Source organism: Kribbella speibonae (assembly GCF_004331375.1).
GTDB classification, from domain to species: Bacteria; Actinomycetota; Actinomycetes; order Propionibacteriales; family Kribbellaceae; genus Kribbella; species Kribbella sindirgiensis.
Map to the genome: position 1 here is coordinate 2,259,497 of NZ_SJKC01000001.1, position 26,310 is coordinate 2,285,806.

At 67.5% G+C, this 26,310-nt stretch carries 26 protein-coding genes; 8 read left to right on the top strand and 18 right to left on the bottom strand.

The window, feature by feature from the left end:
• The first annotated feature begins 87 nt into the window (after window positions 1-87).
• Complete coding sequence (locus tag E0H92_RS11435) at window positions 88-1,050, top strand: HpcH/HpaI aldolase/citrate lyase family protein (RefSeq protein WP_131467346.1); 963 nt, start codon at window positions 88-90, stop codon at window positions 1,048-1,050.
• Window positions 1,051-1,053: 3 nt separating this feature from the next.
• On the opposite strand, the gene E0H92_RS11440 is transcribed toward E0H92_RS11435, so the two are convergent.
• The gene (locus E0H92_RS11440; protein WP_131467347.1) at window positions 1,054-1,662 is read right to left on the bottom strand and encodes a VOC family protein; all 609 of its coding nucleotides are present in this window, start codon (window positions 1,660-1,662) and stop codon (window positions 1,054-1,056) included.
• A 41-nt stretch (window positions 1,663-1,703) separates the two neighbouring features.
• The gene (locus E0H92_RS11445; protein WP_131496184.1) at window positions 1,704-2,354 is read right to left on the bottom strand and encodes a peptidylprolyl isomerase; all 651 of its coding nucleotides are present in this window, start codon (window positions 2,352-2,354) and stop codon (window positions 1,704-1,706) included.
• Window positions 2,355-2,472: 118 nt separating this feature from the next.
• Between E0H92_RS11445 and E0H92_RS11450 the strand changes: the two genes are divergently transcribed.
• The gene (locus E0H92_RS11450; RefSeq protein ID WP_131496185.1) at window positions 2,473-3,918 is read left to right on the top strand and encodes a serine/threonine-protein kinase; all 1,446 of its coding nucleotides are present in this window, start codon (window positions 2,473-2,475) and stop codon (window positions 3,916-3,918) included.
• Window positions 3,919-4,025: 107 nt separating this feature from the next.
• Window positions 4,026-5,216 carry an acyl-CoA dehydrogenase family protein gene (locus E0H92_RS11455; protein WP_131496186.1) on the top strand — a complete coding sequence of 397 codons (1,191 nt, stop codon included), beginning with the start codon at window positions 4,026-4,028 and terminating at the stop codon, window positions 5,214-5,216.
• Between the two features lie 79 nt (window positions 5,217-5,295).
• Here E0H92_RS11455 and E0H92_RS11460 read toward each other — a convergent pair whose 3' ends face one another.
• Together E0H92_RS11460 and E0H92_RS11465 are read right to left on the bottom strand one after the other, a co-directional pair.
• Entirely contained in the window at window positions 5,296-6,306 is a 1,011-nt protein-coding gene (locus tag E0H92_RS11460; protein WP_131496187.1) for an ArsR/SmtB family transcription factor, read from the bottom strand.
• A gap of 154 nt (window positions 6,307-6,460) precedes the next feature.
• Window positions 6,461-7,567 (bottom strand): magnesium and cobalt transport protein CorA, encoded by a 1,107-nt coding sequence (locus E0H92_RS11465; protein WP_238173379.1) that lies wholly within the window; start codon window positions 7,565-7,567, stop codon window positions 6,461-6,463.
• 76 nt (window positions 7,568-7,643) lie between these two features.
• On the opposite strand from E0H92_RS11465, the gene E0H92_RS11470 reads away from it, so the two are divergent.
• Window positions 7,644-8,174: a YflT domain-containing protein gene (locus tag E0H92_RS11470; RefSeq protein WP_131467352.1), complete on the top strand. Its 531-nt coding sequence runs from the start codon at window positions 7,644-7,646 to the stop codon at window positions 8,172-8,174.
• 97 nt (window positions 8,175-8,271) lie between these two features.
• A complete protein-coding gene (locus E0H92_RS11475) occupies window positions 8,272-8,775 on the top strand; it encodes a MaoC family dehydratase (protein WP_131467353.1) in 504 nt (167 codons plus the stop codon).
• Between the two features lie 182 nt (window positions 8,776-8,957).
• Here E0H92_RS11475 and E0H92_RS11480 read toward each other — a convergent pair whose 3' ends face one another.
• Genes E0H92_RS11480 through E0H92_RS11495 form a run of 4 tightly spaced genes read right to left on the bottom strand, consistent with a single transcriptional unit; the run spans window position 8,958 to window position 13,334 of the window.
• Window positions 8,958-10,259: an alpha-L-fucosidase gene (locus E0H92_RS11480; RefSeq protein ID WP_131467354.1), complete on the bottom strand. Its 1,302-nt coding sequence runs from the start codon at window positions 10,257-10,259 to the stop codon at window positions 8,958-8,960.
• An 18-nt stretch (window positions 10,260-10,277) separates the two neighbouring features.
• A complete protein-coding gene (locus tag E0H92_RS11485; RefSeq protein WP_131467355.1) occupies window positions 10,278-11,123 on the bottom strand; it encodes a carbohydrate ABC transporter permease in 846 nt (281 codons plus the stop codon).
• A complete protein-coding gene (locus E0H92_RS11490) occupies window positions 11,116-12,063 on the bottom strand; it encodes a carbohydrate ABC transporter permease (protein WP_131496188.1) in 948 nt (315 codons plus the stop codon). The genes E0H92_RS11485 and E0H92_RS11490 overlap by 8 nt, the downstream gene beginning before the upstream one ends.
• On the bottom strand, window positions 12,063-13,334 hold the full coding sequence (locus tag E0H92_RS11495) for an ABC transporter substrate-binding protein (RefSeq protein ID WP_165549749.1): 1,272 nt from the start codon (window positions 13,332-13,334) through the stop codon (window positions 12,063-12,065). The genes E0H92_RS11490 and E0H92_RS11495 overlap by 1 nt, the downstream gene beginning before the upstream one ends.
• 169 nt (window positions 13,335-13,503) lie before the next feature.
• On the opposite strand from E0H92_RS11495, the gene E0H92_RS11500 reads away from it, so the two are divergent.
• Entirely contained in the window at window positions 13,504-14,265 is a 762-nt protein-coding gene (locus E0H92_RS11500) for a FadR/GntR family transcriptional regulator (protein ID WP_131496190.1), read from the top strand.
• Here E0H92_RS11500 and E0H92_RS11505 read toward each other — a convergent pair.
• Genes E0H92_RS11505 through E0H92_RS11530 form a run of 6 tightly spaced genes read right to left on the bottom strand, consistent with a single transcriptional unit; the run spans window position 14,171 to window position 21,691 of the window.
• Window positions 14,171-15,970, bottom strand: coding sequence for a GH39 family glycosyl hydrolase (locus tag E0H92_RS11505; RefSeq protein WP_131496191.1), 1,800 nt, complete (start codon window positions 15,968-15,970; stop codon window positions 14,171-14,173). The two genes, E0H92_RS11500 and E0H92_RS11505, sit on opposite strands and share 95 nt — an antisense overlap.
• On the bottom strand, window positions 15,971-17,545 hold the full coding sequence (locus E0H92_RS11510) for a glucoamylase family protein (RefSeq protein WP_131496192.1): 1,575 nt from the start codon (window positions 17,543-17,545) through the stop codon (window positions 15,971-15,973).
• 10 nt (window positions 17,546-17,555) lie between these two features.
• Entirely contained in the window at window positions 17,556-18,368 is an 813-nt protein-coding gene (locus tag E0H92_RS11515; RefSeq protein WP_131467361.1) for a carbohydrate ABC transporter permease, read from the bottom strand.
• Complete coding sequence (locus tag E0H92_RS11520) at window positions 18,368-19,333, bottom strand: carbohydrate ABC transporter permease (protein WP_238153411.1); 966 nt, start codon at window positions 19,331-19,333, stop codon at window positions 18,368-18,370. The genes E0H92_RS11515 and E0H92_RS11520 overlap by 1 nt, the downstream gene beginning before the upstream one ends.
• Before the next feature lie 5 nt (window positions 19,334-19,338).
• Window positions 19,339-20,634: a sugar ABC transporter substrate-binding protein gene (locus tag E0H92_RS11525; RefSeq protein ID WP_131496193.1), complete on the bottom strand. Its 1,296-nt coding sequence runs from the start codon at window positions 20,632-20,634 to the stop codon at window positions 19,339-19,341.
• Window positions 20,635-20,653: 19 nt separating this feature from the next.
• Window positions 20,654-21,691: a LacI family DNA-binding transcriptional regulator gene (locus E0H92_RS11530; protein WP_131496194.1), complete on the bottom strand. Its 1,038-nt coding sequence runs from the start codon at window positions 21,689-21,691 to the stop codon at window positions 20,654-20,656.
• Between the two features lie 116 nt (window positions 21,692-21,807).
• Here E0H92_RS11530 and E0H92_RS11535 point away from each other — a divergent pair, with 116 nt between their 5' ends.
• Window positions 21,808-22,383, top strand: a complete 576-nt coding sequence (locus tag E0H92_RS11535) for a histidine phosphatase family protein (protein ID WP_131496195.1) — start codon at window positions 21,808-21,810, stop codon at window positions 22,381-22,383.
• Window positions 22,384-22,408: 25 nt separating this feature from the next.
• Here the strand turns inward: E0H92_RS11535 and E0H92_RS11540 are convergent, their stop codons facing one another.
• Together E0H92_RS11540 and E0H92_RS11545 are read right to left on the bottom strand one after the other, a co-directional pair.
• The gene (locus E0H92_RS11540; RefSeq protein ID WP_131496196.1) at window positions 22,409-23,389 is read right to left on the bottom strand and encodes a hypothetical protein; all 981 of its coding nucleotides are present in this window, start codon (window positions 23,387-23,389) and stop codon (window positions 22,409-22,411) included.
• A gap of 124 nt (window positions 23,390-23,513) precedes the next feature.
• Window positions 23,514-24,110 (bottom strand): TetR/AcrR family transcriptional regulator, encoded by a 597-nt coding sequence (locus tag E0H92_RS11545; protein WP_131496197.1) that lies wholly within the window; start codon window positions 24,108-24,110, stop codon window positions 23,514-23,516.
• Between the two features lie 168 nt (window positions 24,111-24,278).
• Here E0H92_RS11545 and E0H92_RS11550 point away from each other — a divergent pair, with 168 nt between their 5' ends.
• Complete coding sequence (locus E0H92_RS11550; RefSeq protein ID WP_131496198.1) at window positions 24,279-24,716, top strand: DUF4267 domain-containing protein; 438 nt, start codon at window positions 24,279-24,281, stop codon at window positions 24,714-24,716.
• Here the strand turns inward: E0H92_RS11550 and E0H92_RS11555 are convergent.
• A complete protein-coding gene (locus E0H92_RS11555) occupies window positions 24,698-25,450 on the bottom strand; it encodes a GNAT family N-acetyltransferase (protein ID WP_131496199.1) in 753 nt (250 codons plus the stop codon). The two genes, E0H92_RS11550 and E0H92_RS11555, sit on opposite strands and share 19 nt — an antisense overlap.
• Entirely contained in the window at window positions 25,437-26,282 is an 846-nt protein-coding gene (locus tag E0H92_RS11560; RefSeq protein ID WP_131496200.1) for an NAD(P)H-binding protein, read from the bottom strand. The genes E0H92_RS11555 and E0H92_RS11560 overlap by 14 nt, the downstream gene beginning before the upstream one ends.
• Window positions 26,283-26,310 lie beyond the last annotated feature (28 nt).

Consider the following 26,310-nt stretch of genomic DNA (forward strand, 5'->3'; position numbering starts at 1 on the left):
GAGGGAAGTGAGCCGGGTCACCGGAGCGGCGACGGTAGACGCCGTACGCTGCCGGTGACCGGCGAGTAACCGAGTGGAGGTCCCCCGATGGCGGAACAGGTTTTGCGCAGCAGGCGGTCGTGCCTGGCCACCCCGGGATCGAACCCGCGGTTCCTGACCAAGGCGAAGGGGCTGGACGCGGACCAGGTGTTCCTGGACCTCGAGGACTCGGTTGCGCCGATCGCGAAGCCGGATGCCCGCAAGAACATCGTCGCCGCGCTCAACGAGGGCGGCTGGGGTACCAAGCTGCGCGTCGTCCGGGTGAACGACTGGACCACCGAGTGGACGTACGCCGATGTGATCGAGGTCGTCGGCGGCGCCGGCGCGAACCTGGACTGCATCATGCTGCCGAAGGTGCAGACCGCCGAACAGGTGGTCGCGCTCGACCTGCTGCTCACCCAGTTGGAGAAGGTGCACGGCTACGAGCCGGGCCGGATCGGGATCGAGGCGCAGATCGAGAACGCGCTCGGCCTGACCAACGTGAACGCGATCGCGACCGCGTCGCCGCGGGTGGAGACGATCATCTTCGGCCCGGCGGACTTCATGGCGTCGATCAACATGAAGTCGCTGGTGGTCGGCGAGCAGCCGCCCGGGTACGACGTCGGCGACGCCTACCACTACATCCTGATGCAGATCCTGATGGCCGCCCGCGCGCACGGCAAGCAGGCCATCGACGGCCCGTACCTGCAGATCAAGGACGTCGACGGCTTCCGCCGCGTCGCGGGCCGCTCGGCCGCGCTCGGCTTCGACGGCAAGTGGGTCCTGCACCCCGACCAGATCGCCGCCGCGAACGAGGTCTACTCACCCCGCCAGGACGACTACGACCACGCCGAGAACATCCTCGACGCCTACGACCACTACACCTCCGCAGCCGGCGGCGGCCGCGGCGCGGTCATGCTCGGCGACGAGATGATCGACGAAGCCAGCCGCAAAATGGCCCTGGTCATCTCCGCCAAGGGCCGCGCCGCCGGCCTCACCCGCACCGACATCTGGCAACCCCCGGCCGACTAGGCCCTAACCCGCCTGGGCCATGATCGCGAGGAGGTGGCCGTCGGGGTCGGGGAAGAAGGCCATCCATTCTTCGGTGCCGTTGTCGTGTTTGTGGATGAGGTGCGGGGCGCCCTCGAACTGCACGCCGCGCTCCCGGAGTTCGTCGTACGCCGTGTTGATGTCGTCGACGCGGAAGTACAGGCAGGACGGCTCGCCGGGTGGGGCGTCGTTGGCGCTGAGGAACAGGCGGGTCCCGCCGCAGTCGAAGAACGCCAGGTCGCCGAACGTGTACAGGTGGGGGAGTCCGAGTACGTCGCGGTAGAACTCGACCGCCTTCTCGATGTCATTGCACGGGCGCGCGATCTGCCCGATCGCGCCGAGTTGCACGCTCATGTCCTGGCCTCCTCGAAGAGCACTGTCGACGGGCACACCGCGCCAGCTGCGAAGCTCGGCCCGGCGGTTCAGGCCGAGCTTCATCAGCGCGTTGGCGACGTGGAACTTCACCGCGTCGACGCTGACTCCACGCCGGCGCGCGATCTCCCGGTTCGACATCCCGTGCCGCACCGCGTGCACCACCTGCCACTCGGCGGGTGTCAGTACGTCGGGATGCCGGGGCCGTCCGCGTGTACCCACACCCTCAAGCTAGCGGCGTACCGCCCGAATTACCCTCCCCCTCAGCGGGCCCAGACCTTGTAGATGCGGATCGGCTTGACCGGCGGGCCGTCCTGGTCGGGGTCGGCGATCCCGGCCGCGACCATCCGGTCGAAGGTGGACATGCCGGCGATCACGTGGCCGAGGACCGTGTAGTTCGGGGCGATGTTGGCGAACGAGTGCACGACGAAGAACTCCGACCCGTTGGTACCCGGGCCCTGGTTGCCGTAGGCAACGGTGCCGCGCGGGTAGGTCTCCTGCCCGGTGACCTCGTCGGGGAACTTGTACCCCGGCCCGCCCTCCTCCTGGCGGTAGATGTCACCGCACTGCAGGACCCCGAGCCGGGACGAGTTCGTCAGCCGGAAGCACTGCGTGGCGTCGTAGAACCGGCTCTTCACCAGGTGCACGAAGTTGTGGACGCCGCAGGGCGCGTTGGCGCGGTCCATCCGGACCACGAACGGTCCGTAATTGGTGACGAAGTACACGTCGACCGTGCCCTTCGCGCGGGCGACCGGCGACGGGATCCGGACTGGCTTGGCCGCCGGGTTCTCCGGCGTCGGCGTGAACTCGCACTTCGCCACCGGTTTCGCGGCCGGTGCGGCGGAGGCGGAGGTCGTGGAAAGCGTTGTCGCGACCAGAACGGCCGCGATCAGGGCGGTGAGTGATCGCTTCATCAGCACACCGTAGTACTTCGCTCGCTCTCTGCAGAGCTTTCTGAAGGTTTCCCTCGTGGACTCGAAGATCCGGAGCTTCCCGCCTAAGGTGTTGCGGTCCGCTGCGGAAGGTGTATGTGTGAACGGCGAGGTACTGGCAGGTCGGTACCGGTTGCTGACCCTGCTGGGCAGGGGCGGTGCGGGTGAGGTGTGGCAGGCACAGGACACGGTCCTGGCCCGTCAGGTCGCGGTGAAACTGCTGCGCAGCCTCGAAGGCGACCCCATGGACGCGGTCCAGAGGTTTCGCGCCGAGGCTCAATCAGCCGCTCGATTGACGCATCCGAACGTCGTCGCGACGTACGACGTGGGCACCGAAGGCGACCACGTGTTCCTGGTGATGGAACTCGTCCCAGGCCCCGATCTGGCCCAGCTGATGCGTACGTCGGGACTCCCGACCGCCGCACTCGTCGAGGACATCGCCCGGCAGGGCGCCCGCGCACTGGACGCGGCGCACGCGGCCGGGATCGTGCACCGCGACGTGAAGCCGGGCAACCTGCTGCTCGCTCCCGACGGCACGCTCAAGATGACCGACTTCGGTATCGCCAAGAGCGCCGGCGCCGAGACGACCGGACTGGGCGTCCTCCTCGGTACGGCGTCGTACGTGTCGCCGGAACAGGTCCGTGGCGAGCCCGCGACCGCCGCCAGCGACTGGTACTCGTTCGGCTGCGTCCTGCACGAGCTCCTGACCGGTACGCCGCCGTTCACCGGGCCGACCGTCGACGTGGTCATGCGGCAGCATCTCGACGTACCGCCTCCGCCTGTGACGCGTGCCGACGTACCGGCTGAGCTGTCGAACCTCGTGACGCACCTGCTGGCCAAGGACCCGGCGGACCGCCCGTCGTCGGAGCAAGAGGTGGCCGCACTGCTCGCACCGGCCAACCAGACCCAGGTACTGGCCTTCACCCCACCTGCGGACGCCGGCGAGGTGCTCGGTGTTGGCAAGTGGGAGCAGGACTCCGACGAACCGGCGCATCGAGCCACCCGCAGTGGATTCCCGTTGGCCAAGGCGGGTGTGGCTGCTGCGGTGGTTGTGGCAGGTGTGGTGGCCGCCCTCATGCTCCGGGCGGGCGTGTCGAACGACCCGCCCGCGCAGGCCGGCGGCACGCCGTCTGCTCCGGTGCAGAAGGCCACAGCGGCGCCCAAGACCACACCGAAGCCCAAGCCGACCCCTACGCCCACCAAGACGACCCCGACGAAGAAGCCGACCCAGAAGCAGACTCAGAAGCCCACGCAGAACCCGCAGGCGGTCCTGGTGCAGCGGATGCGCTCTCTGGCCGCACAGGTTCGTGCGACGCAGGAGGGCTCGCGTAGTAGGGCGCCGCGGGAGGCTGCGAGCGACCTGGACCAGGCTGCTCAGGCTCTCGACCACGGTGACACCGAGTCCGCGGCGAAGCACTTCTACGAGGCGCGGCAGCGGCTGGTCGAGGCACAGCAACGCCACCGCTGGCAGCCGACCCAGCAGATCGCCTCGCTGTTCTTCACGATCTCCCAGTCACTCCCGCGCCCCGACCACGACGACGAGTGAGGCACGCGACCTCCGACAGGTGGCCGGTGTCACAGCGGGTGTCACCCTCGTACCGGGATGCTGAGAACCGCGATACTCGCGGGTAAGCCGGCGCGAAGGAGACGCAGATGAGCAGGTTGCAGCAGACCGAGGGGCTGACCGACATCCAGGAAGAGATCCTGAAGACGGTCCGGGCCTTCGTCGAGGCCGAGATCCTCCCGGTCGCGACCGAGCTCGAGCACCGCGACGAGTACCCTCTCGCGATCGTCGAAGGGCTCAAGGAACTCGGCCTGTTCGGCCTGATGATCCCCGAGGAGTACGGCGGCCTCGGCGAATCGCTGCTCACCTACGCGCTGTGCGTCGAGGAGATCGCCCGCGGCTGGATGAGCGTGTCCGGGATCATCAACACGCACTTCATCGTCGCGTACATGCTGCTCCAGCACGGCACCGACGAGCAGAAGCGGAAGTACCTGCCGCGGATGGCGACCGGCGAGGTCCGCGGCGCGTTCTCGATGTCCGAGCCGGGCTGTGGATCCGATGTCGCCGCGATCAAGACCAAGGCCACTCGCGAGGGCGACGGGTACGTCGTCAACGGCCAGAAGATGTGGCTGACCAACGGCGGGTCGTCGAACCTGGTCGCCGTACTGGTGAAGACCGACGAAGGTCAGGACTCGGTCTACAAGAACATGACCACGTTCCTGGTCGAGAAGGAGCCCGGGTTCGGCGAGGTCGACAAGGGCCTGACGATCCCCGGCAAGATCGAGAAGATGGGCTACAAGGGCGTCGACACCACGGAGCTGGTGTTCGACGGCTACCAGATCGACGCCGGCCAGATCCTCGGCGGCGTACCGGGCAAGGGTTTCTACCAGATGATGGACGGCGTCGAGGTCGGCCGCGTGAACGTGGCCGCGCGCGGCTGCGGCGTGGCGCGGCGGGCGTTCGAGCTCGGCATCTCGTACGCGCAGCAGCGCGAGACGTTCGGCAAGAAGATCGCCGAGCACCAGGCGGTGCTGTTCCGGCTCGCCGACATGGCGGTCAAGGTGGAGGCCGCGCACGAGCTGATGGTGAAGGCGGCCCGCAAGAAGGACAGCGGCTCCCGCAACGATTTCGAGGCCGGTGTCGCGAAGTACCTGGCCAGCGAGTACTGCGCCCAGGTCGTCGAGGACTCGTTCCGCATCCACGGCGGCTACGGGTTCTCCAAGGAGTACGAGATCGAACGCCTCTACCGCGAGGCCCCGATGCTGCTGATCGGCGAGGGTACGGCCGACATCCAGCGGATGATCATCGGCCGGCGTCTCCTGGAGGACTACAAGCTCTAAGAGGGTGTCTGAGAGCCCGGCGTGCTGGGTCGACAGGCGGGGCGGTGCCGGTCGGCCCAGCGCGCGGCGGGGCAGGGGCTCAGGGTGGCGTCGGCGCCCGGGAACGGCCGGAGCCGTGGCCGGAGAGCAGCCAGATGCCCAGTTGGGTGATCTCGTGGCGCACCGACGCGCCGTCCCGGCGGGTGGTGATCAGGCCCGCCTCCCGCAGTACCGTCGCCTGGTGGCTCGCGGCGGCCGGGGAGATCCGGCAGAGTCTCGCCAGCTCCGTCGTCGTACAGCCGCTGACGGTCGCCTGCAGCGCGGCGGCCCGTGTGGACCCGAGCAGGGAACCCAGCGGGTCACTCGACGGCGGCTGCTCCATCGGCGCCTGCCGCAGGATCCCGGGCGCATGCTGGATCGGGTACACCAGGATCGGTTTGAGGTCCGGGTCCCGCAGCTTGGTCGGTACCTGCCAGCAGAACGCCGAAGGCTGCAACTCGATTCCCCTGCCATCGAGATACAGATCTCGGTCGTTCATGTCCAGCACCTGCAGCACCGGTGCGACCCACCGGACCCGCGGATGCAGCGACGACTGCAATCGGTCCACACCGTGCCGGGCCAGCGCCTCCCCTCGATGGGCGTGGTCGGCGGACACGTGCGTCCCGATCGACTTCCAGTACGGCGCGATCGCCGCGTCGTGGTACGTCCGGATGGCCCGTCCGAGCTTCTCCATCGACGAACGGCCGCCTTGGGCCAGCTCCCGTGTCCAAGGGGAGGCCGGCCGGGACTGCGCGAGCAGGTCGAGCTGGCTGCGGATCTGCTGCCGCGGTGTCGCCAGCGCCTGCTCCAGGGCGGTGTCGAAGTCCGGTGCGGGCTCAGCCGGGGTGAGGAAGTCGGGGGAGTAGCCCTTCGGCGGCGTCAGCTCGAGCAGCAGCCGCATCTGGTCCGGTGCGACCGTGGCCCGCACGTGGCGCCGCCAGTCCTCGAAGATCAGCCGGCCTTCCGAGTGCTGCAGCATGTGCAGGCTCAGCAGCACCTCCCAGAGCGGTGCCGGCGTAGTAGCGACGGTGACCCGGGTCAGGTCGCGCGGCGTGAAATGAATACGAAGCACCGCGATCCCCTCCCGTCCTTATCGGTCGCGGAAAGTAATCAATTCCTGACCGAATGCGATTCGGGAATTCAATCAAGGCAGCGGATCCGGCGACAACCGTTTGAACATTCCAATCCGGGAGTAGTCCCGGCCATGGCAAAAGGTTGCCAAGGGCTCAGAGCCAGTGGTTCCGCTTGAACAACCGGTAAAGGACGGTGCACGCGGTCACCATCACTCCGAGTACGACGAAGTACGCGTACTTCATCCGCAGTTCCGGCATGTAATCGAAATTCATGCCGTAGATCCCGGCGATCATCGTCGGCACCGCGAGGATCGCCACCCAGGCCGAGATCCGCCGCATGTCCTCGTTCTCGGCCACCTGGACCTGGGCCAGCCCGGCCTGCAGGATCGAGCTGAGCAGCTCGTCGAACGAGATCACCTGCTCCTTCACCCGCTGCAGATGGTCGTCGACGTCGCGGAAGTAGTTCTTGGTCTCGTCGGCGATCAGCGGGTGCCGCAGCGTGGCCAGCGCCCGCATCGGACCCGTCAGCGGCGCCACGGCCCGTTTGAGCTCCAGGACCTCACGTTTCAGCTGGTAGACCCGGTCGATGTTCCGCCAGCCACGCGGCGTGAACATGGACGTCTCGATCAGGTCGATATCGGCCTGTACGGCGTCCGCGACCTCGAGGTACCGGTCCACGACGTGGTCCGCGATGGCATGCAGTACGGCGCCCGGACCGGTGGCGAGCCGTTGCGGCTCCCGCTCCAGCTCCTGCCGGAGCCCGGCCAGCTCACTGTGTTCACCGTGCCGGACCGTGACGACGAAGCCGGGTCCGCAGAACACCATGACCTCACCCGTCGCGACCACCTCGCTGGTCGCGGTCAGGTCGCCGTGCGGGACATACGTGACCGTCTTGAACACTGCGAACAGCGTCTCGCCGTACCGCTCCAGCTTGGGGCGCTGGTGCGCCTCGGACGCGTCCTCCAGCGCCAGAGGGTGCAGACCGAACTCGGCACCGATGATGGCGAGCTGGTGGTCGGTCGGCTGGAACAGGCCGATCCACACGAACCCCTGCCCGCGCTGCGCCCGGACCAGCGCCTCGGTGTAGGAGTTGACCCGGGTGTCGCGGACGCCGTCGCGGTACAGCCCCCAGTCGACCAGGGCGCCCTCGAGCTTGCCGGTGACCACGTCGTCCGGCGGGCGTCCGGCACCGCCGCCGCGCCGGGCGAACACTCGTCCCACGCGGCGTGTCGCGCCCATGTCCCATCGTCGCCCGGCCATCACCGGCGAGGCTATCAAGACGCGGTAACCAGCCGTCGGCAATGATGGGGGTGGAAGCACGTGGAGAGGAACGACGATGACCACCCAGGGCATGCCCTCGATGGACCCCAGGCCGACCGGCCTGACGATCGGGACGTACGACACCTACCGGGAGGCACAGCGAGCTGTCGACTATCTCTCGGACGAGAAGTTCCCGGTCGAGCACACGACCATCGTCGGCAACAACCTCCGCCAGGTCGAGAAGATCACCGGCCGGCTGACCTGGGGCCGGGCGCTGACCGCCGGCCTGGCCAGCGGCGCCTGGTTCGGGCTGTTCGTCGGCCTGCTGCTGGGCCTCTTCACCACCAACAACTGGATCGCGGCGGTGCTGACCGGCGTCGTCCTGGGCGCCTTCTTCGGACTGGTGTTCGGCGGCCTCGGCTACGCGCAGTCGGCCGGCCGACGTGACTTCACCTCGCGGACGGCCGTGGTCGCGACGACGTACGACGTCCTGTGCGACTTCAAGTTCGCCGAAGAGGCCCGCAACCACCTCGCCAAGCTCGCACTGAAGGGTGAGGTCCACCCGCTCCTGCCGGATCACCAAGCTCAGCAGCGTCCGGTCGACTGAGGGTGAGCTATCTCTCCTGCCGGTGAGAGCCACGCCACGGCCCGGATGCGCCCGGAACCGGCAGCATGGGGAATCCAGGAGCCGAGGAGGAACCGAGATGCAGTTCGGGCGCAGCTACGAGGAGTTCGAGGTCGGTGCGATCTACAAGCACTGGCCCGGTAAGACGGTCACCGAGTACGACGACCACCTGTTCTGCCTGCTCACCATGAACCACCATCCGCTGCACCTGGACACGCACTACGCGGAGGGGTCGACCCAGTTCGGGAAGAACGTTGTGGTCGGCAACTACATCTACTCGATCTTGCTCGGGATGTCGGTCCCGGACGTGAGCGGCAAGGCGATCGCCAACCTGGAGATCGAGTCGCTGCGGCACGTCGCCCCGACCTTCCACGGCGACACGATCTACGGCGAGACGCTCGTCCTGGACAAGTGGGAGTCCAAGTCCAAGGACGACCGCGGCGTCGTCTACGTCGAGACCAAGGGCTACAAGCAGGACGGCACCGTCGTCTGCCTGTTCCGCCGCAAGGTCATGGTCCCGAAGAACTCGTACCTCGAGGCCCGCGGCGGCGAACAACCCGGCCGCCCCACCCCCAGCACCTAACCCGCCGCCCGCCCGCCCGACCGCCGCCCGCCCGACCGCCGCCTGCAGCCCCGGCGCCTCTCGTGGGTAGACCCACCAGATGCAGGGTTTGCGAACCGTATCCCGGTCGCAAACCCTGCATCTCGGACGTCAACCCACCAGCGGCCAACCCCGATCCGGGTGGGTCAGCCCATCAAATGAGTTCAGCTCAGGAACAGCTCGATCACCGGGACGAGGACGTTCGGCTTCTGGATCGGGAGCTTCAGGGTGAGTACGTCGCTCGAGACGCCGCCCATGGTGGTGTTCTGCGCCTGCTGGTGCGGGTCGTTCTCGATGCGGTGGATCTCGGACGCGTCGTTCAGAAGCTGGGCGTACTTCACCTTCCCGCCGAGGCCGGCCAGGTGCACGTGCCCCATCGGCCACGAGAACAGGTGCAGGTACAGCCGGTTGCCTTTCTGCGTGTAGCGGGCGTCCACCGGCGGCGTGTACTCGGCCGGCCGGGCGCCGCGGATCGAGCGCTCGTGCAGCCGCATCCACTCACCGATCGACGCCAGCGTCGCCAGCGCCCGCGGGTCGAACTCACCTCGACCCGTCGGCCCCACGTTCAGCAGCAGGTTGCCGTCCTTGGAGACCGAGTCGACGAGCATCTTCACCAGCAGTTCGGGTGACTTCCAGTCCAGGTTGTCCCGGTCGTAGCCCCAGCTGCCGTTCAGCGTCTGGCACGCCTCCCACAGCACGGGTACGCCGTCGCGCTCCATCGGCCCGTCCGGCTGGTACTGCTCCGGCGTCACGAAGTCACCCGGGATGTCCAGCCGGTCGTTGATCAGGATGTCCGGCTGCAGCTCCCGGACCATCGCCATCAGTTCCTCGGACCGCCAGTCGTCGCGGCCCTTGCCGTGCCCGTCGCGACCGTCGTCGTACTTGCGGCCCGGGTAGGAGAAGTCGAACCACATGATGTCGATCGGGCCGTAGTTGGTCAGCAGCTCACGGGTCTGTGCGTGCAGGTAGTCGGCGTACACCTGGACGTCCCGCCCGGCCGCCTTCGCGATCGCCTCCTCGTCGTCGCGCTGCGGGTGCACGAGGTCGATCGGGAACTCGGGGTGGTGCCAGTCGATCAGCGAGTGGTAGAACCCGACCCCGAGGCCCTCGGCCCGGCAGGCCTCGACGAACTGCTTGACCAGATCCTTGCCCGCACCCCAGGCCGTGTGCGCGACGGTGTAGTCGGACACCTCGGAGTCCCACAGGCAGAAGCCCTCGTGGTGCTTGGTCGTGAGTACGGCGTACTTCATGCCGGCCTCGCGGGCGGCGCGGGCCCACTTGGCCGGGTCGTACAGGTCCGGCTCGAAGTGGTCGAAGTACGGCTGGTAGTCCTCGTCGGTCAGCCGTTCGCGGTTCTTCACCCACTCGTGCCGGGCCGGCAGCGAGTACAGGCCCCAGTGGACGAACAGGCCGAACCGCCAGTCGCGGAACTTCTCGACAGAGGCCGCGGGAGGCACGTCGGTCATCAGCAATCTCCTTAAGGTTTAACGGCCGCCCAGCCCGGTGACGAGCAGGCCGCGGACGAGGTGTTTCTGCAGCAGGACGACAAGCAGCACGGTGGGAAGCATGGCCATGATCGAGGCGGCCATCATCAGGTTCCACTGGGTGCCCTGCTGGCCGACGAACTGCGCCAGGCCGAGCGGCACGGTGCCCTTGTCCTCGACGCTGTTGATGATGATCAACGGCCACAGGAAGCTGCCCCAGAAACTGATGAAGGTGAAGACGGTGAGTACGGCGATGGCCGGCCGCGCGAGCGGCAGCATGATCCGCAGGAACGTTCCGAACGGACCGCACCCGTCGACCCGGGCCGCCTCCTCCAGTTCGGCCGGGATGGTCAGGAAGAACTGCCGGAGCAGGAACGTGCCGAACGCGGTGAACGCCCACGGCAGGATCAGTGCCCAGTAGCTGTCCACCCAGCCGAGCGCCTGCATCAGCCAGTACATCGGCACGATCAGCACTTCCTGCGGCACCATCAACGTCCCCAGGAACAGGACGAACAGTTGCTCCCGGCCCCTGAACTTCAACCGGGCGAAGGCGTACGCCGACATGCTCGAGGCCGCGACCACCACCAGGGTGCCGGCCACCGCCACCAGCAGGCTGTTCAGGAAGTAGCGATCGAACGGAGCGAACGTGAACGCGTCCGCGTAGTTCTTCCAGCGGATCTCGGAGCCGAACAGGTGCGGTGTCGGGGTGAACACCTCGTCGGCGGGTTTCAGCGACGTGGAAACGGCGTACACCAGCGGGCCGAGGAAGGCGATCGCGACGACGATCAGCAGCACGTGCGAGACGCTGCTGCGAACGCGGCGGGCCACCACAGACGTCTCAGACATCGTAGTTCACCCACCGCTTCTGCCCGACGAACTGGATCGCGGTGATGCCCATGATGATCACGAACAACACCCATCCGGCCGCCGACGCCAGTCCCATCTGGAGGAACTGCCAGCCCTGGTTGTAGACGTACATGACGATGGTCTGGGTGGCCACACCCGGGCCGCCCTGGGTCAGGATGAACGGCTGCGCGAACACCTGGAACGAGGTGATCAGCGTCATCGTGGTGGCGAAGAACATCGACGGCGTGATCATCGGCCAGGTGATGTAGCGGAACCGCTGCAGCGGCCCGGCCCCGTCGATCTGCGCGGACTCCAGTTGCGACTGCGGAACCTGGTCGATCGCGGCCGAGAAGACCAGGAAGTTGTACCCGAAGCCCTGCCAGATCGACATCGCCACGATCGCCGGCATCGCCCAGTTCGACGAGCCCAGGAAGTTCGGCGCGTCGATGCCGAACCAGCTCTGCAGGCCGCCGTCGATCAGCCCACCGGGCTGGAACAGCAGCCGCCAGACCATCACGTTGGCCACCATCGGCGTCATCACCGGGATGAAGAACAGCACCCGGAATACCTGTCGGCCCCTGATCTGCGGGCCCAGCCAGACCGCGAGCCCGAGCGAGACGACGACGTTCAGCGGGACGTACAGCACCACGAACAGAACCGTGTTCAGTACCACCCGGCGGAACACCGGGTCGTGCAGCAGGTGCGAGTAGTTGCCGAAGCCCTGGAACGTGCGCTCCCCGAACACCGGCCAGTCGAACAGGCTGATGCCCAGTGCCATCGCCGTCGGGAACAACGTGAACAGGGCCAGCCCGCCGAGGCTCGGCGTCAGGAAGACCGACGCGTACCGGCCGTCCCGGCGCAACGCGGGGCGGCGCCCCGCCCGGTCGCCGCGCGAAGGCGGCGTACCGGTCGGGGCGACCGTGGTGTTCAAGGCAGCCATTACGAACCAGCGCCTGCCTGGTCCTGGATGGTCTTCAGGGCCTGGTCCGGCGGGATCTCACCGTTCAGGGCCTGCGTTCCGAAGCGGTTGAGCAGGTCGGCGACCTGGACCCAGTTCTTCGAGGTGACCAGCGGGATCGAGTGCTCGGAGGCGTAGTCGATGGTCTCCTTCGCGCCGTCGATGTTCGCCGCGGTGAACCACGCCGGGTGCGCGACGGTGCGCGCCGGGTACGCGCGGCCGGCCTGGGCCAGCGTGGTCAGCGGCTTCTCACTGGTCATCGACATGATCGCCTGGAAGGCGGCGTCCGGTGTCTTGCAGGACCGGGAGATGCCGAAGCCGGAGCCGGCGGTGTAGGTCTTCGAGCCGTCCGGACCGGCCGGGATCGGCGCGATGCCGAGGTTGAACTTGACCTTGCCCTTCGTGTCGATCAGCGACCACGGCCCGTTCAGCTGCATCGCGGCCTTGCCGCCGGTGAACTGCTGGGTCTCGAAGTCCGGGTTGCCGCCCGGCACCTGCGGGGCGATCTTGTCGGTCTTGACGAAGTCGGCGTACTGCGAGAAGCCCTGCTCGAACTTCGAGTCGGTGAAGTTGAGCTTGCCGTCGGCGAGCGGTTCGGCCCCTGTCATGGTCCGGATCCAGGACATCGTGCCCAGGTCGCCAGGGGTCGTCACCAGGCCGGTCTTACCGGCGGCGGTCAGCTTCTTCGCGGCAGCCTTGAACTCGTCCATCGTCCAGCCCGGCTTCGGGTCGGGTACGCCGGCGGCCTTGAACATGTCCTTGTTGTAGAAGATCACCATCGGGCCCGAGTCGTACGGGATCGCGATCTGCTTCCCGTCCGCCTTCAGACCGTCCATGATCGGCTTGTCGAAGTCCTCGGCCTTCAGGCCGTACTTCTTCATCAGGTCGTCCAGCGGCAGCATCGCGCCGGCGTACGACGCCATCCGCAGACTCTGCATACCGATGATGCAGGGTGCCTTGCCGCCGGCCAGCGTGGTCCCGATCTTCGACCAGTAGCTGTCCCACGGGGCGCCCTGGAGCTTGACGGTGATCCCGGCGTGGTCGGTGTGGGCCTGGTCGGCGACCTTCTGCCAGGCGGCCTGGTCCTCGGCGCCGGCGACCCAGAACGACCAGGTCAGGTCTGCCTTGTCGGCCGCTCCCGAACTACTACCGCTACTGCCGTCGTTGCCCCCGCAGGCGGCCACGGCGGTCAGGGCCAGGACCGACAGAGCGGCGGTGACCCAGCGGCGTGTCCGCGCCGGTGATGCTTTCATCGCTGACCTCCAGGGGATGTGCTTAGTCATCCGATCTATAGTCGGAAGCATTCGGCGCAGTCAACACCTCAGGCCCATAATTCCTGACCTGAACCGGCAATTCAGCCCTAGACATCCGATGTATCGTGCAGGAACATCGGATGTCTCAGCAGATTCAGGAGGTGAGGCGATGCGCGTCACCGACGAAGCGATCGATCGGATCAAGCAGATGATCGTGGCCGGTGAACTCCGGCCCGGCGATCGCTTGCCGCGGGAGGCCGATCTGGCTGCCCGCCTCGGCCTGTCCCGGAACTCACTGCGCGAGGCGGTGAAGGCGCTCGCCCTGATCCGGGTGCTGGAGGTCCGGCAGGGCGACGGCACGTTCGTGACCAGCCTCGACCCGGCGCTGCTGATGGAGACGATGGGGTTCGTCCTCGACCTGCACCAGGACGCGTCGGTGCTGGAGTTCTTCGAGGTACGGCGGATCCTCGAGCCTGCTGCCGCGGCCCGGGCGGCCCTGCGGATGCCCGACGAGGACATCACCGCGTTGCGCAAACTGCTGGACGATCTCGGACCGGAGCCGTCGGTCGAGGATCTGCTCACCAGTGACGTGGAGTTCCACAAGGTGGTGGCGCTGGGAAGCGGCAATCGGGCGCTGGCGTCGATGATCGACAGTCTGCGGCAGCCGACGTACCGGGCACGGATCTGGCGCGGGCTGACGCAGAGCGACGCCGTCGCCCGGACGCTGGCCGAGCATCGGGCCATCCTCGACGCGATCGAGGGGCGTGAGCCGGAGGTGGCCAGGTCCTGGGCGACGGTGCACATCGCCGGCGTGGAGCGCTGGATTCAGGAGGCGGTCAATCTCGACGAGGAGTCAGCTCCACGAGAACTGCGCTCGGCATCGGGAGGGACAGTTCGACCGCTCCGTCGTGCAACTCCAGTGGAGTACTGACCATCCGGCTGCGCTCGGCCAGGTCGGCGAGCTCGGCATCGGTCGGCCAGTCGCCGAGACCCTCTGCGGCTGTGGCAATGTCACCTGCGCCAATGGCCAGCGTGGTTGCCGTCGCTTCCCAGGACGGGTCGACGCCGGGCAGCCGGACCTGGACCGTCCTGGTCAGTTCCGGCGCCCCCGACGACTTGGTCTGATCGAGGGTCAGATTCCACAGCAGTACGGCGACCCGATCGCGGTCTCGGGAGGCCCAGGCTTCCACCAGGCTCCCGCCGCCGTCACCGTCGTACCTGACCGGCAGCTCGACCGGTCCGAGCCGGCTGAGCAGCGTCATCGCGTGGTAGCGCGGTTTCGCGAGCCCACCAACGGTTTGCAGGCCGAAGCCGCCGTGCAGGAACCGCGGCGGCCGGCCGAGTTCCTCGAAGTGGTCGGACGCGACCCAGTACGAGAGCGCGTCGATCCGCCCGGCCGCGGACCGCATGCCACGGAGCAGGAACACCCCGGAGAACACCGAGTCGTTGATCGGGTTGAAGTGCCGCGGCGTCACGCCCCACTCGGTCCAGAGGATGCGCGCATCGCCGTACCCGTGCCGCTCCAGCGACGCCCGCACGTCGAGCGGCGGCGACCCGTACGTGTGCGTGGTGACGAAGTCGACCGGTGTGCCGTGGGCCTTGGCGTGGGCGAGCAGATCGTCCACCCAGCCGGCTGCGGCCGATGACGGGCCGCCGACCGCGAGGCGTGGGTCTACGGACTTCACGGCGGCAGCGGACACGTCGTACAGCTGGAGCCATTCGATCTTGGTGCCGGACCAGAAGACCTCGAGGTTGGCCTCGTTCCAGACCTCGAAGTCCCAGGTCAGCACCTCGCCGAGGCCGTACCGGTCGACCAGGTGCTGGACGAGCGCGCGGACCAGATCGTGCCAGCGCTGGTACGACGCCGGCGGCGAGATGATCGCGCCGTACTCGAAGACCGTCTTCGCCGGGTCGCTCGCCAGCTCCCGCGGCATGAACCCGAGCTCGACCACCGGCCGCAGCCCGATCGCGAGCAGCTTGTCGTAGATCGTGTCGACGATCGAAAAATCGTAGGTATCGCCATCGATCACGTGCGTGTCGTCGTGGAAGATCGCGTGCGCGCGGACCGTGCGGACGCCGATCTCGTCGTGCATCCGGCGCAGCGCGTCCTCGAGTTCGCCGCCGATCTCATGGCCGCCGGTCAGGTCCTTGCAGAGCAGCTGACTCAGCCGCTCGCTGCCGACCATCGGCTCCCAGGGCCGCTGCAGCTCGGTGCCCTCGGCAACCGCATCCACGGTCACGACCACGCCCGCAACAGACTCGCCTGCCACCAACGGGACCGCGCCGACGGTGGGACCCGGCCGCCCGTGCGTCGTCACCTCGGGCACACTCGCGACGGCGTAGCGGTACGGCGTGCCCGGGGTGCAGGTGGTGTCCACGTACGGCGGCGACGGGACCGACAGCACGTCGCCGCTGTGATGATCGACCGGCGCCAGCGGGCCGCGCTCGCCGGTCCCCCTGAAGATCAGGTAGCCGACCGCACCGTCCACCGGCGACCAGTCGATCGTCACCTGGCCGACGCCGCCGACCGCCGTAACCTGCTTCGGCGGATCGAGCTCCGGAAAGGCGAACGCACGCTGTTCGTCGGAGCGAAGCGCGATCCGCTGGTCCCAGTCGGTCTTGGCGTCGTCCGGCATCTACGCGACTCCCGATCCGAACTGTTCCATCGCGATCAGCGGCCGGATCCTGCTCTCCACCGTCCGGCTCGCGAAGCTGCGGCGGATCAGGTTCTCGCCGAACACGTTGCCGATCGCACTCATCACCATCGCCTGGTCGAGCGACAGGTACCGCTTGGCGATCAGCCCCGACTTCACCGCGACCGAGTCGTAGAACCCGCCGCCGCCGTACGCGTGCAGGTTCTTCTCGATCTTGCTCAGGTTGTCGATCGCCTGCCGCGGCGCGTACGCCATCGCCAGGAACGCGGCGTGCGGAGTGACGACGCCGTCGCCGTACGCCGGGTTCGGGTTGACGCCTTCGCGGCAGCCCTCGAAGCCGGCGTCGTAGTTGGTCGCCTCCAGGTCCGACGGGTAGCCGCCCGGGTCCATCCCGATCGCGTCGACACCGTAGACGGAGTACCCGCCCTTCGGGTTCGACGCGGGGGAGAAGCCCCAGTAGCCGTACTTCGCGTCGTCGAGACCGTGCTCGATATGGGCGCGGACGGTGAGCGGGTGGTTGATACCCCAGCTGCGCGGCGCCCAGGTCGCCTCGGGGACGAACAGGTCGGGCATCAGCGACTCGAACATGTCGCCGCCCCAGGACGGCACGAGTCGCATCCCGCGGTACTCGTAGGTTCCCTCGAAGACGTCCAGCCCGAGGTACGTCCGGTGCACGCCCTTCGGCTTCTGCTCCACCCACGACCAGTCGCAGCTGTCCGGGAACGTGCGGTACGTCGCGAAGTACTGCGTGTGCGGGACCTGGTTGAGCGCGAACCCGACGTACCCGGCGATCCGGGCCTCGGTGTTGCAGGTGTCGTAATGGAACTTGCGGTAGTACACGTCCGGGCCGACGCCGGCGTGGTTGCCCTGGTCGGTTTCCTCGTCCGGCGGCGGGGTCTCAAAGAATCCGCCGCGCATCAGCCCGCCCGGACGGGCCGCGGGGTTGTAGTAGAACTTGAAGTTCATCTTGTTCAGCAGGGAGTCCGCGAGCGCACGGGCGCGCGGCTCGGCGTTGCGGACCACCATCAGCGCGCACGCGAACCAGCCGTTGTCGACACTCGACACGAACGGCGTGATCGCCCTGGTGCCGTCCGGGTCGACGCGCAGCACTTCACCGGTCGCCTCGTCGTACCAGTTGAAGTACATGCCGCTCGGCTCGTGATGAACGACGTTCTTCATCGTCGTCAGCGTCTGCGTGATCCGGCGCAGCGACTCCTGCGGCGAGATGATGCCGAGGTGCTTCGCGACGACCGTGCTCCACAGGTAGCCGCCGATGTTGGTGGGCGAGGTGTACTTGCTGCGCACGGGGTTCGTCACCGACTCGCCGATGTTGTCGGCCGGCAGCCCGGTCTTCTCATCGGTCATCGCAACGAGACTGCGCCAGGTGTCCCGCGCCCAGCGCCCCACCAGCGCTTTGTCGGCGCGGCTCGGGACCCAGCCGCCTTTGAGTAGTTCGGCAGGTGCGGGCGTCCCGCCGTACGCGGGTGATCCGGCGCCGGCGAACGCCAGGGCTCCGGTGGTAGCGAGGACAGTACGGCGACTGATGATGGCGGTCATCTGAGGTCTCCTATTTCAGTCCGGTAATGGCGATGCCCTTGGTCACATGCCGCTGGAACGCCAGGAACATGACGAGCACCGGTACGACGACCACGACCGCGCCGGCCATCAGCAGGCCGTAGTTCTGCGCGTTCTGGCCGGTCGAGTACAGCGCCAGGGCAACGGGAAGCGTGTACTTGTCCTCGGTCTGAGCGATCACCAGCGGCCAGAGGAAGTTGTTCCAGGAGCCGAGGAAGGTGAGGATGCCGAGCGTGGCCAGCGCGGGCCGGGTCAGCGGCAGCATGATCCGGGCGAAGATGCCCAGCTCGCTGGTGCCGTCGACGCGGCCGGCGTCGATCAGGTCGTCGGGCAGCCCGAGGAAGAACTGCCGCATCAGGAAGACGCCGAACGGCGACACCAGGAACGGCAGGATCAGGCCGGGGTACGAGTTCGCGAGCCCGGCGTTGGTGACGAGGACGAACAACGGAACGAACGTGACCATGCCGGGAATCATCAGCGTGGCCATCACCAGCACGAACAAGGCGTTGCGGCCCTTGAAGTTGAGCTTCGCCAGCGCGTAGCCGATCATCGAGCAGAAGATCAGGTTGCCGGCCGTGACGGCCAGCGCGACCAGCGTCGAGTTGAGGAAGTACCGCGGGAAGTTCGCCTTGCTGAACAGGTCGTCGTAGTTCTGACTCGTCGGTTCATTCGGCCACCAGGTCGGCGGGACCCGGAGCAGTTCGCCCTGGGTCTTGAAGCTGCCGAGCACCATCCACAGGAACGGCGCCGCGACGGCGACCAGGCCGAGCACCCCGATCAGGTAGATCCACCAGGTACGGCGCATCACTTCTCCCTCAGCAGCCGGAACTGGATGAACGTGACGACCGCGATGACGACGAACAGGATGTACGCCATCGACGTCGCGAGCCCGTAGTTGCCGAACCCGAACTGGTCGTACGTCGCCATCGACACCGAGATCGTGCTGTCCAGCGGTCCGCCCTGCGTCATCACGAACGGCTCCTCGAAGAACTGCAGATAGCCGATACCGGTGGTGACGCTGGTGAACAGGATCGTCGGCCGCAGCAACGGCAGGATCAGGTGCCGGAACCGTTGCCAGGAGCTCGCACCGTCGATCTGGCCGGCCTCCTCGACCGACTCCGGGATGCCTTGCAGGCCGGCCAGGAAGATGATCATCGCGGAACCGAAGTTCCGCCAGACCGCCATCGCGATCAGCGACGGCATCGCCCAGGTCTTCGACGCCAGCCAGTTCGGGCCGTCGATCCCGACCCAGCCGAGCGCGGTGTTCAGCAGACCGTTGTCCGGTGACAGCACGAACCGCCAGATCACCGCGATCGCGACGATCGACGTCACCACCGGCAGGTAGTAGCCGACCTTGAACAGCGCCTGGAACCGCTTGACGCCACGATCCAGCAACACCGCCGCACCCAGCGCCACCACCAGCGTCAACGGCACCCCGACAATCACGAAGTACGCCGTGTTGAACGCCGCCTTACGGAACGTCTCGTCCTGGAGTGCCTTGGCGTAGTTGTCGAACCCGACCCCGTTCACCGACAACGGCGTCCGCAGATCCCGCTGCTTGATATCGGTAAAACTCATCCCCAACGACCCAAGCACCGGCCCGGCCGTAAACGCCAAGAACAACGCCACGAACGGCAGCACCAGAATCCAAGCAGCCGCGGTCTGCCGATCCAGCCGCCGGCCCGCTCCACCCGCCGGCGCGGACCGTCCGGCCTTCTTTGCACCCGACGAAACGCGCTGCGTCTCGTCGGGTGCTGTCCGTTGACTCATGATGCTCAGCTACCGCCCGTGCCGATGGCGGATGCTTTGGTTTGAATGGCCTTGGCGGTGTCAGCCGGCGACTGCCCCGACTTCGCCATCTTCTCCACCTCGGTGTCGAACGCCTTGGCGACCTGCTCCCAGTTCACGATCGCCGGCGGCGCCTTCGCGTCCTCCAACTGCTTACCGAACACTGGCAGCAACGGATCCGAAGCAATACTCGGGTCCTCCCAAGCGCTCTTCACCGCGGGCAGATCCGACGACATCTTGAACCACGAAGCCTGCGTCTTCGGATCCGACAGGAACTTGACCAGCTTCCAGGCACTGTCCTTGTTCTTCGACGCCTTGAACACCACGAAGTCCGACCCGCCGACGAACGACGTCGCCGTCTTGTTCTTCGGGATCTGGAACACCCCGATGTTCGGCTTGATCGCGTCCCCACCGGCCTTCGCCACCGACCCGGCCATCCACGGACCGGAGATGAACATCGGCACCTGACCGTTCACGAACTGCGCCTCGGTCTGGTTCGGCGGCAGGTCGGTACCGGCCAGCTTCTCGGTGAAGAAGCTCTGGTAGTACTTCAGCCCCTCCTGCATCTCCGGGGTGTCGAAGGTGAACTCCTTCTGGTCGTCCCCGGTGATGTTCGCCCCGGCCGACCACGCGAACGGCATCACGGTCTGCCAGGACCCGTCGCCACCGGGCTGCAGGTTGATCCCGTACTTCGCGCCGGCCTTCTCCTTCATCGCCTTGGCCATCGCCTTCAGCCCGTCCCAGTCCGTCGGGGGAGTGGTGATACCGGCCTTCGCGGCGAGATCCTTGCGGTAGAACACGAGCCGCGTCTCGACGTACCAGGGAACGCCGTACTGCGTTCCGCCGACCTTCGTGGTGTCGAGCGCGCCCTCGTAGAAGCCGGAGTTGTCGAAGCCCTGCGGCGTCGGGTCGAGCGCGCCGAGGTCGGCGAACTCGCCCATCCACGTGGTGCCGACCATGGCCGCGTCGGGCAGCGTGTTCGCGGTGATCGCGGTGGTGAACTTGTTGTGCGCGGCGTCCCACGGGATCGGCGTGACGGTCACGTTGACGCCCGGGTTGGCCTGCTTGAACTGCTCCATCAGCTTGGGCAGGTTCTCGCCCTCGGTGCCCATCGCCCAGACGGTCAGGTTCCCGGTCGCGGGTCCTTCGCTGACGGTGGTGGTCGCCTGGGACCCGCCGCTCGGCGTGTCCTCGGACCGTCCACAACCGGCCAGCGCGAGCGCTGTCGCGGTGAGTGCAGCGCTGCCGATCACCAGCCGGCGGCGGATGCTGTGGGTGAACATGTGCTGTCTCCTCACTCGGTTACTTCTGCATCCCCCGGTTGGTGCCGCAGCTGTCCCGCAGCACCAGTTCTGTTGCCAGTACGTCGTTGCGCGCCCGGGTCCGAACCCCGGTCACCCGCTCGTGCACCCGCTCCGCGGCCACCCGACCCAACTCGGCCATCGGCTGCCGCACAGTCGTCAACCCCGGCGACACATACCGAGCCGCCATCACGTCGTCCCACCCGGTAACAACAATCTCCCCAGGCACCCCGACCCCGTTCGCCACCAACACACTCAACGCAGCCAACGCCAACTCGTCGTTAGCACACACAAGCCCATCGGGCCGCCTCTTCCGTGCGCTAGTGGTTGCTTGGAGCATCTTCTCGGCGACTGCTCGCCCCGCCTCTTCCGTCAGCGGCACGCGCACCGGCTTCGGCACCTGCAGCTCGCGGAGTTCGTGTGCCTTCGCGAACCCGGCGTACCGCTCGGAAACGTCGTACGAGCTGGCCGGATCGCCGACGAACAGCAGCTTCTCCCGCCCGTGGTCGAGCAGTCTGGTCGTGAGCTGCTCGGCACTCGCCGCGCTCTCGCTCCGCACCGAGTCGCACCCGGTGACCGGCGGATGGGCGATCATCACCACCGGTACGCCGGCCTTCCGCAGCCCCTGCACCGTAGGCAGATCGAGAGCGTTGCCGTGGACAACGATCCCGTCGACCCGCCCGGCCAGGTCCATCACGGTGCGTCGCGGATCCGGGTTGCCGTGCGTGACCGTGATGACGACGCTCTGACCGTGTTCGCCGGCCCAGCGTTCGTAGCCCATCAGCAGATCGCCGTAGAACGGACCGGCGAGATCCGGCAGGACCAGCCCGTGCGCCTCGTGCCGCTGTACGGCGAGACTCCGCGCGGCCCGCAGCGGTACGTAGTTCAGCTCCTGCGCCGCCTGGTCGACCCGCGCCCGCGCCTTCGCCGACACCGGACCGGTCCCTTGCAGGACACGCGAAACCGTCGCGATCGACAGCTTCGCGCGGGCCGCGACGTCGTAGATCGTCGCGGGCCGGCCGGTGGGTCCGGGAGGCACTGGGTTCGCTCCTGACGGAAAAGTGGAAGCGCTTACAGTTTCGATACGATGCCTTGGATCGATCGAACGGTCAAGGGTTCGGCGCCGACGGATCCGCGGTCTGCGAGGATGCAGGCGTGACCACACAGGAGCGGAAGGACCGGGTCTTCCTGGTCCGGCACGGGGAAACCGAGTGGAGCAGGTCGGGCCGGCACACGTCCGTCACCGACCTCCCGCTCACACCTGAGGGCGAACGGATCGCCACGAGTCTGCGGGACCGGCTCGCGGGGGAGTCCTTCGACCTGGTACTGACGTCACCGCGGCAGCGCGCCCGGCGTACGGCGGAACTCGCCGGCTTCCCCGACGCGGAGATCGACGACGACCTGGTCGAGTGGAACTACGGCGACTACGAAGGCATCACCACCGCCGAGATCCGCGAAACCGTCCCCGGCTGGACAGTCTGGGACAACCCGGTACCCCACGGCGAAACAGCCGCCGACGTCGCCACCCGCCTGGACCGCGTCAACGCCCGCCTCGCCGCCGTACCCGGCGACGTCCTCGTCTTCGGCCACTCCCACGCCCTCCGCGGCCTCACCGCCCGCTGGCTCGAACTCGACGTCACCGAAGGCCGCCACTTCGTCCTCAACACAGCCACCATCTCAACCCTCGGCTGGGAACGAGGCTCCCCCGCCATCCACCGCTGGAACAGCTGACTCACTTTCCGGAACATTTCTTGCACTAGCTGGCAGAAATGTTCCGGAAAGCCGAGATGGGGCATCCGCGCGAGCAGGGTGCGGCATCGAGGAACGGGTTCGTACGACGAAGCACCTGAAGCACCTGTACGGCGGCATCGCACGAGCGGCTCGTGACGTCGAACCACCCGTAGCGCAGGGTTGCCTCGGTCCGTAGCGTGGCGCGATTGTCCCGATCGAGGTCGCGCCACCGCTGCTGCGGCACGAGATGGAGGCGGCCGTCGAGTTCCACGTTCAGACCGAACCCGGCGTAGTGCACGTCCGTGAACTCGCCGTCGACGGAGCGCTGCCGTTGCCCGCTGGGCAACCCATGGCGACGCTCGACGTCCCGCGCGTAGCGGATCTCCAGCAGTGAGTGTGATCCCGCGACGACATCCTTCATGATCAACCGGAGGTTCCGGCGATGCCGCAGTCTGGGACGATCGGCCAGCGAACTCAGGATGTCCTCCGCGCCGACGCGGCCGCTCTGACACGCCTCGGCGATGACCGCGGCCGCCTCGTCCAGCGACGGCGCGATCCCCACGATGTCGAGGACCGCTTCCGCGGGCGTACGTCGCGGTGGAGCGACTGCGGCGAGACGGGCGGCCCAGTGCTCGTCGCGGTGGATGACGAGACCGGCGCGCGGTCGGACCTTACGGTGTTCCGGGATGGCCACGTGGACGCGGCGCTCCGGATCCGGCTTGATCAGTCCCAGCTGCTCCGCGGCGGTGTAATGACTCCACGCCGCGTCGGGGCCGGCGTACAACAGGGCCGCCAGCAGGCGCTCGGCGTACCCGATCGGACCTGTGTGGGTGACGTAAACGCCGGGATGCACCGCTCGCCAGCGCCTGTTGCGTAAGGGTCTTCTGATGCGCGGCTCGGACCAGCCTGCCGCGAGGAGTTGGGCGCGCGAGACGATCCCGCCCTGGACGTGGATGAGCTCATCGATCCCCTTCTCGCACAACGGCTGCGTCCACCACCACTCCACGCGCCCCAGGATGACGGATTCCGTCCGAGCCTGCCGTACCCCTGTGGACAACCCGGCGACCCGCGCTACCGGACGGCTGGCGGCCGCCGCTGTCCCGGAGCTGGCGACCGGCGCTTTCCGGAACTTATTTCGCGCTCGGTGGCGAATTCTTTCCGGAAAGGCGAGCTACGAGGAGTTCAACCCGGCCGTCACGTTGGCCGGGGCGTAGGCGGCGGGCGTGGGCGAGGGTGGCTTGGCCGTGGAGGGCGCTCCAGAGGACCTCGGTGAGGGTTTCGGGGTCGGCGCCGGCGGCGAAGGGTTCGATCGCGGCCTGGAACTCGGCGAACGCGGTCTTCAGGAGCAGTGGGCTATCACTGCTAGCGAATTCCAGGTCGGTCGGGCGGACGAAGATCGCCTCGTACACGGCCGGGTGGTTGGACGCGTACTCGAGGTAGGCCTTGGCCAGTGCGCTGAGGCCGGTCGCGGGGTCCGGCGCGGTCGTGCGGGCGACACGCAGTACGGCGATCAGTTCCTCGATGCCCTGGATGGCGACGGCGTCGGCGATCGCGTTCATGTTCTCGAAGTGGCCGTAGAGAACCGGCTGGCTGTAGTCGATGGCGTCGGCCAGGCGGCGGGTGGTGACTGCTCCCCAGCCGATGGACTCGGCGAGCTCGCGCGCGGTGCGCAGGATCAGCTCGTGACGCTCCGCGCGGGCCCTTTCACGGCGTGACTGAGTCGGCATGCCCGGATCCTAGCACCGCTAGGCAACCTAGCGGCGACAGGCAATCTAGCAACGCTAGACAATCTAGCGACGCTCGAGTTAGCATCGCTAGGAAATCTAGCGCTGCTAGATTTCCGGTTCGGGAAGTGCCCGTGCTGGTAGGAGTCCTGTGAGTTGAGGAGTTATGCGATGCGCCGCTTCACCACTGTTCTGACGGTTCTGCTGGGGATCTTTCCGCTGACGTTCGGAGCCCAGTTCCTGTTCAACGGGTTGTTCGACGGGCACGGCGCCGCGGCGAACTTCGGGATCGATCCGTGGCCGACCGGTACCGCGGCCGGGTACTTCGCGGTGAAGGGGATCCGCGATATCGCCCTCGGGCTGAGCATCCTGGCCCTGTTCGCGCTGCGCCAGCGGCGCGCGACGGGCGTCGTACTCGCGATCACCTCGCTCGTCCCGATCATCGACATGATCACTGTCTTCACCCACGACGGTCCCGCGGCCACGGCACTCGGAGTTCACGGACTCACAGCACTCGTGGTCCTCTTCGACGCAGTCCTCCTCCTCCGCGAGCGCCCCATCCCCGCCACCACCCAGGCCGGTGAGGTTGTTCAGCCTGCCCACTCGTAGAGGTTGACGGTGCAGTGCTCGCGGAATCCGAGGGACTCGTAGACGGGGCGGCCTGCCGAGGAGGATTCGAGTACGGCGTATTCTGTGGGTGCTGCACGCAGGGCGTCGTACGTGATCGCTGCTCCGATGCCGCGCCGGCGGGCCTCCGGCACCGTCATCACGAAGTACAGGCCGGCGACGCCCGCCCCGAGGTACACCGTCGCCGTCGCGACCGGTACGCCGTCCAGCTGGCCGAGGTAGTGCTGCCACGGGTCGTCGTACCCGAGCTTCCGGTAGACCGACGCGACCCACCGCGCCTCGCGCTCGCCCTCGCCGAATCCCTGCCCGAGCGTCGCCTCCCAGATTGCCAGCGCCTCGTCGTCCTGCACCCGCGTCACCGACAGACCCGGTACGGCACGGGGCGCGATCAGATCCGGGATCCGCACGGCCATCCCAGGCTCGCTCCCGGCCGAGGCGAACCCCGCCGCAGTCAGGTCGTCAGCGGAGATCGGCATCGACGGACCGACATGCCAGGTCCCCGGTACGTCGTGTTTCTTCAACTCCGCCAGGGATTCGGCCACCACCTCGGCGGCGGAGGCCCGCACCACAGCGTTGTGATAATCGATCGGCGAACCACCGATCGTCCACTCCGCGCGGTCGTCGACGCGCTGCGACCCACCGCCCGCAGCGCCCATGGCCATCAGCAGCTCGGCCGCGTTGTCCTCGATCGCCCGCACAATCTCAGCGTCGTCCATCTGCCAAGTCTCGCCGAAACAGGGTCTCGTGCGTCTCGATCCATTGGCGGAAGGTTCTGGCTGGTCGGCCCAGGACCTGCTCGACGTCGGTTGTCAGCGTCCGCTCGGCACCCCGCCGGATCAGTTCCGCTCCCCGTAGCGCGACGGATACCACCGCCTCGTCCAGGCCGGCCGCGCGCAGCTGCTCCGCGTAGAGATTCAGCGGTACGTCGACCACCTGTAACGTCAGCCCGAGTACGTCCGACAGCACCGCGACCTGGTCCGGGACGCTCAGCAGCTCGGGGCCCGTCAAGGTGTAGGTGCGCTCATCATGTGCGCCCGAAACCAGTGCCTCGGCGGCCACCGACGCGACGTCCGCGGGGTCGATGAACGCGTGCTGCCCGTCCCCGGTCTGGTTGGGGATCGGTTGGCCGGTGCGCACGGCCGGCAGCCAGCGCAGCACGTTCGACGCGAATCCGGTCGGCCGCAGGATCGTCCACGCCAGACCGCTCTCCCGTACCGCACGCTCTCCGGAAACGTGCCAGTTTCCGGGCATTTCCGCGTCGGTGCTTCCGATGGCCGACATCTTCACGACCCGGTGTACGCCGGTATCGATCGCAGCCGTGACGAGAGCGCGGTCATGATCCGGAACGCGAGGCCCTGGCGCGCTCAGCAGGAACACTGTGTCGACCCCATCGGTTGCTTTGCGCAACGAAACCGGGTCGTCGAAGTCGCCCTGGACGAAGCCTGGAAGGGGTTTTCGCGTCATCCTGCGCACCGGGACGTCGCGGGCCATTAGCTGCCTGCTGAGCTCACTGCCGATGGTGCCGGTCGCGCCGGTGATCAGGATCATGCCGCCACCCTGACCAAGCGAAGCGCGC

Bases quoted from the DNA above. Each gene is read 5' to 3' on its own strand.
- E0H92_RS11435 (WP_131467346.1), top strand. From the start codon at position 88: ATGGCGGAACAGGTTTTGCGCAGCAGGCGGTCGTGCCTGGCCACCCCG.
- E0H92_RS11445 (WP_131496184.1), bottom strand. From the start codon at position 2,354: ATGAAGCGATCACTCACCGCCCTGATCGCGGCCGTTCTGGTCGCGACA.
- E0H92_RS11455 (WP_131496186.1), top strand. From the start codon at position 4,026: ATGAGCAGGTTGCAGCAGACCGAGGGGCTGACCGACATCCAGGAAGAG.
- E0H92_RS11465 (WP_238173379.1), bottom strand. From the start codon at position 7,567: ATGGCCGGGCGACGATGGGACATGGGCGCGACACGCCGCGTGGGACGA.
- E0H92_RS11470 (WP_131467352.1), top strand. From the start codon at position 7,644: ATGACCACCCAGGGCATGCCCTCGATGGACCCCAGGCCGACCGGCCTG.
- E0H92_RS11475 (WP_131467353.1), top strand. From the start codon at position 8,272: ATGCAGTTCGGGCGCAGCTACGAGGAGTTCGAGGTCGGTGCGATCTAC.
- E0H92_RS11480 (WP_131467354.1), bottom strand. From the start codon at position 10,259: ATGACCGACGTGCCTCCCGCGGCCTCTGTCGAGAAGTTCCGCGACTGG.
- E0H92_RS11485 (WP_131467355.1), bottom strand. From the start codon at position 11,123: ATGTCTGAGACGTCTGTGGTGGCCCGCCGCGTTCGCAGCAGCGTCTCG.
- E0H92_RS11490 (WP_131496188.1), bottom strand. From the start codon at position 12,063: ATGGCTGCCTTGAACACCACGGTCGCCCCGACCGGTACGCCGCCTTCG.
- E0H92_RS11495 (WP_165549749.1), bottom strand. From the start codon at position 13,334: ATGAAAGCATCACCGGCGCGGACACGCCGCTGGGTCACCGCCGCTCTG.
- E0H92_RS11500 (WP_131496190.1), top strand. From the start codon at position 13,504: ATGCGCGTCACCGACGAAGCGATCGATCGGATCAAGCAGATGATCGTG.
- E0H92_RS11505 (WP_131496191.1), bottom strand. From the start codon at position 15,970: ATGCCGGACGACGCCAAGACCGACTGGGACCAGCGGATCGCGCTTCGC.
- E0H92_RS11510 (WP_131496192.1), bottom strand. From the start codon at position 17,545: ATGACCGCCATCATCAGTCGCCGTACTGTCCTCGCTACCACCGGAGCC.
- E0H92_RS11515 (WP_131467361.1), bottom strand. From the start codon at position 18,368: ATGCGCCGTACCTGGTGGATCTACCTGATCGGGGTGCTCGGCCTGGTC.
- E0H92_RS11520 (WP_238153411.1), bottom strand. From the start codon at position 19,333: ATGAGTCAACGGACAGCACCCGACGAGACGCAGCGCGTTTCGTCGGGT.
- E0H92_RS11525 (WP_131496193.1), bottom strand. From the start codon at position 20,634: ATGTTCACCCACAGCATCCGCCGCCGGCTGGTGATCGGCAGCGCTGCA.
- E0H92_RS11545 (WP_131496197.1), bottom strand. From the start codon at position 24,110: ATGCCGACTCAGTCACGCCGTGAAAGGGCCCGCGCGGAGCGTCACGAG.
- E0H92_RS11550 (WP_131496198.1), top strand. From the start codon at position 24,279: ATGCGCCGCTTCACCACTGTTCTGACGGTTCTGCTGGGGATCTTTCCG.
- E0H92_RS11555 (WP_131496199.1), bottom strand. From the start codon at position 25,450: ATGGACGACGCTGAGATTGTGCGGGCGATCGAGGACAACGCGGCCGAG.
- E0H92_RS11560 (WP_131496200.1), bottom strand. From the start codon at position 26,282: ATGATCCTGATCACCGGCGCGACCGGCACCATCGGCAGTGAGCTCAGC.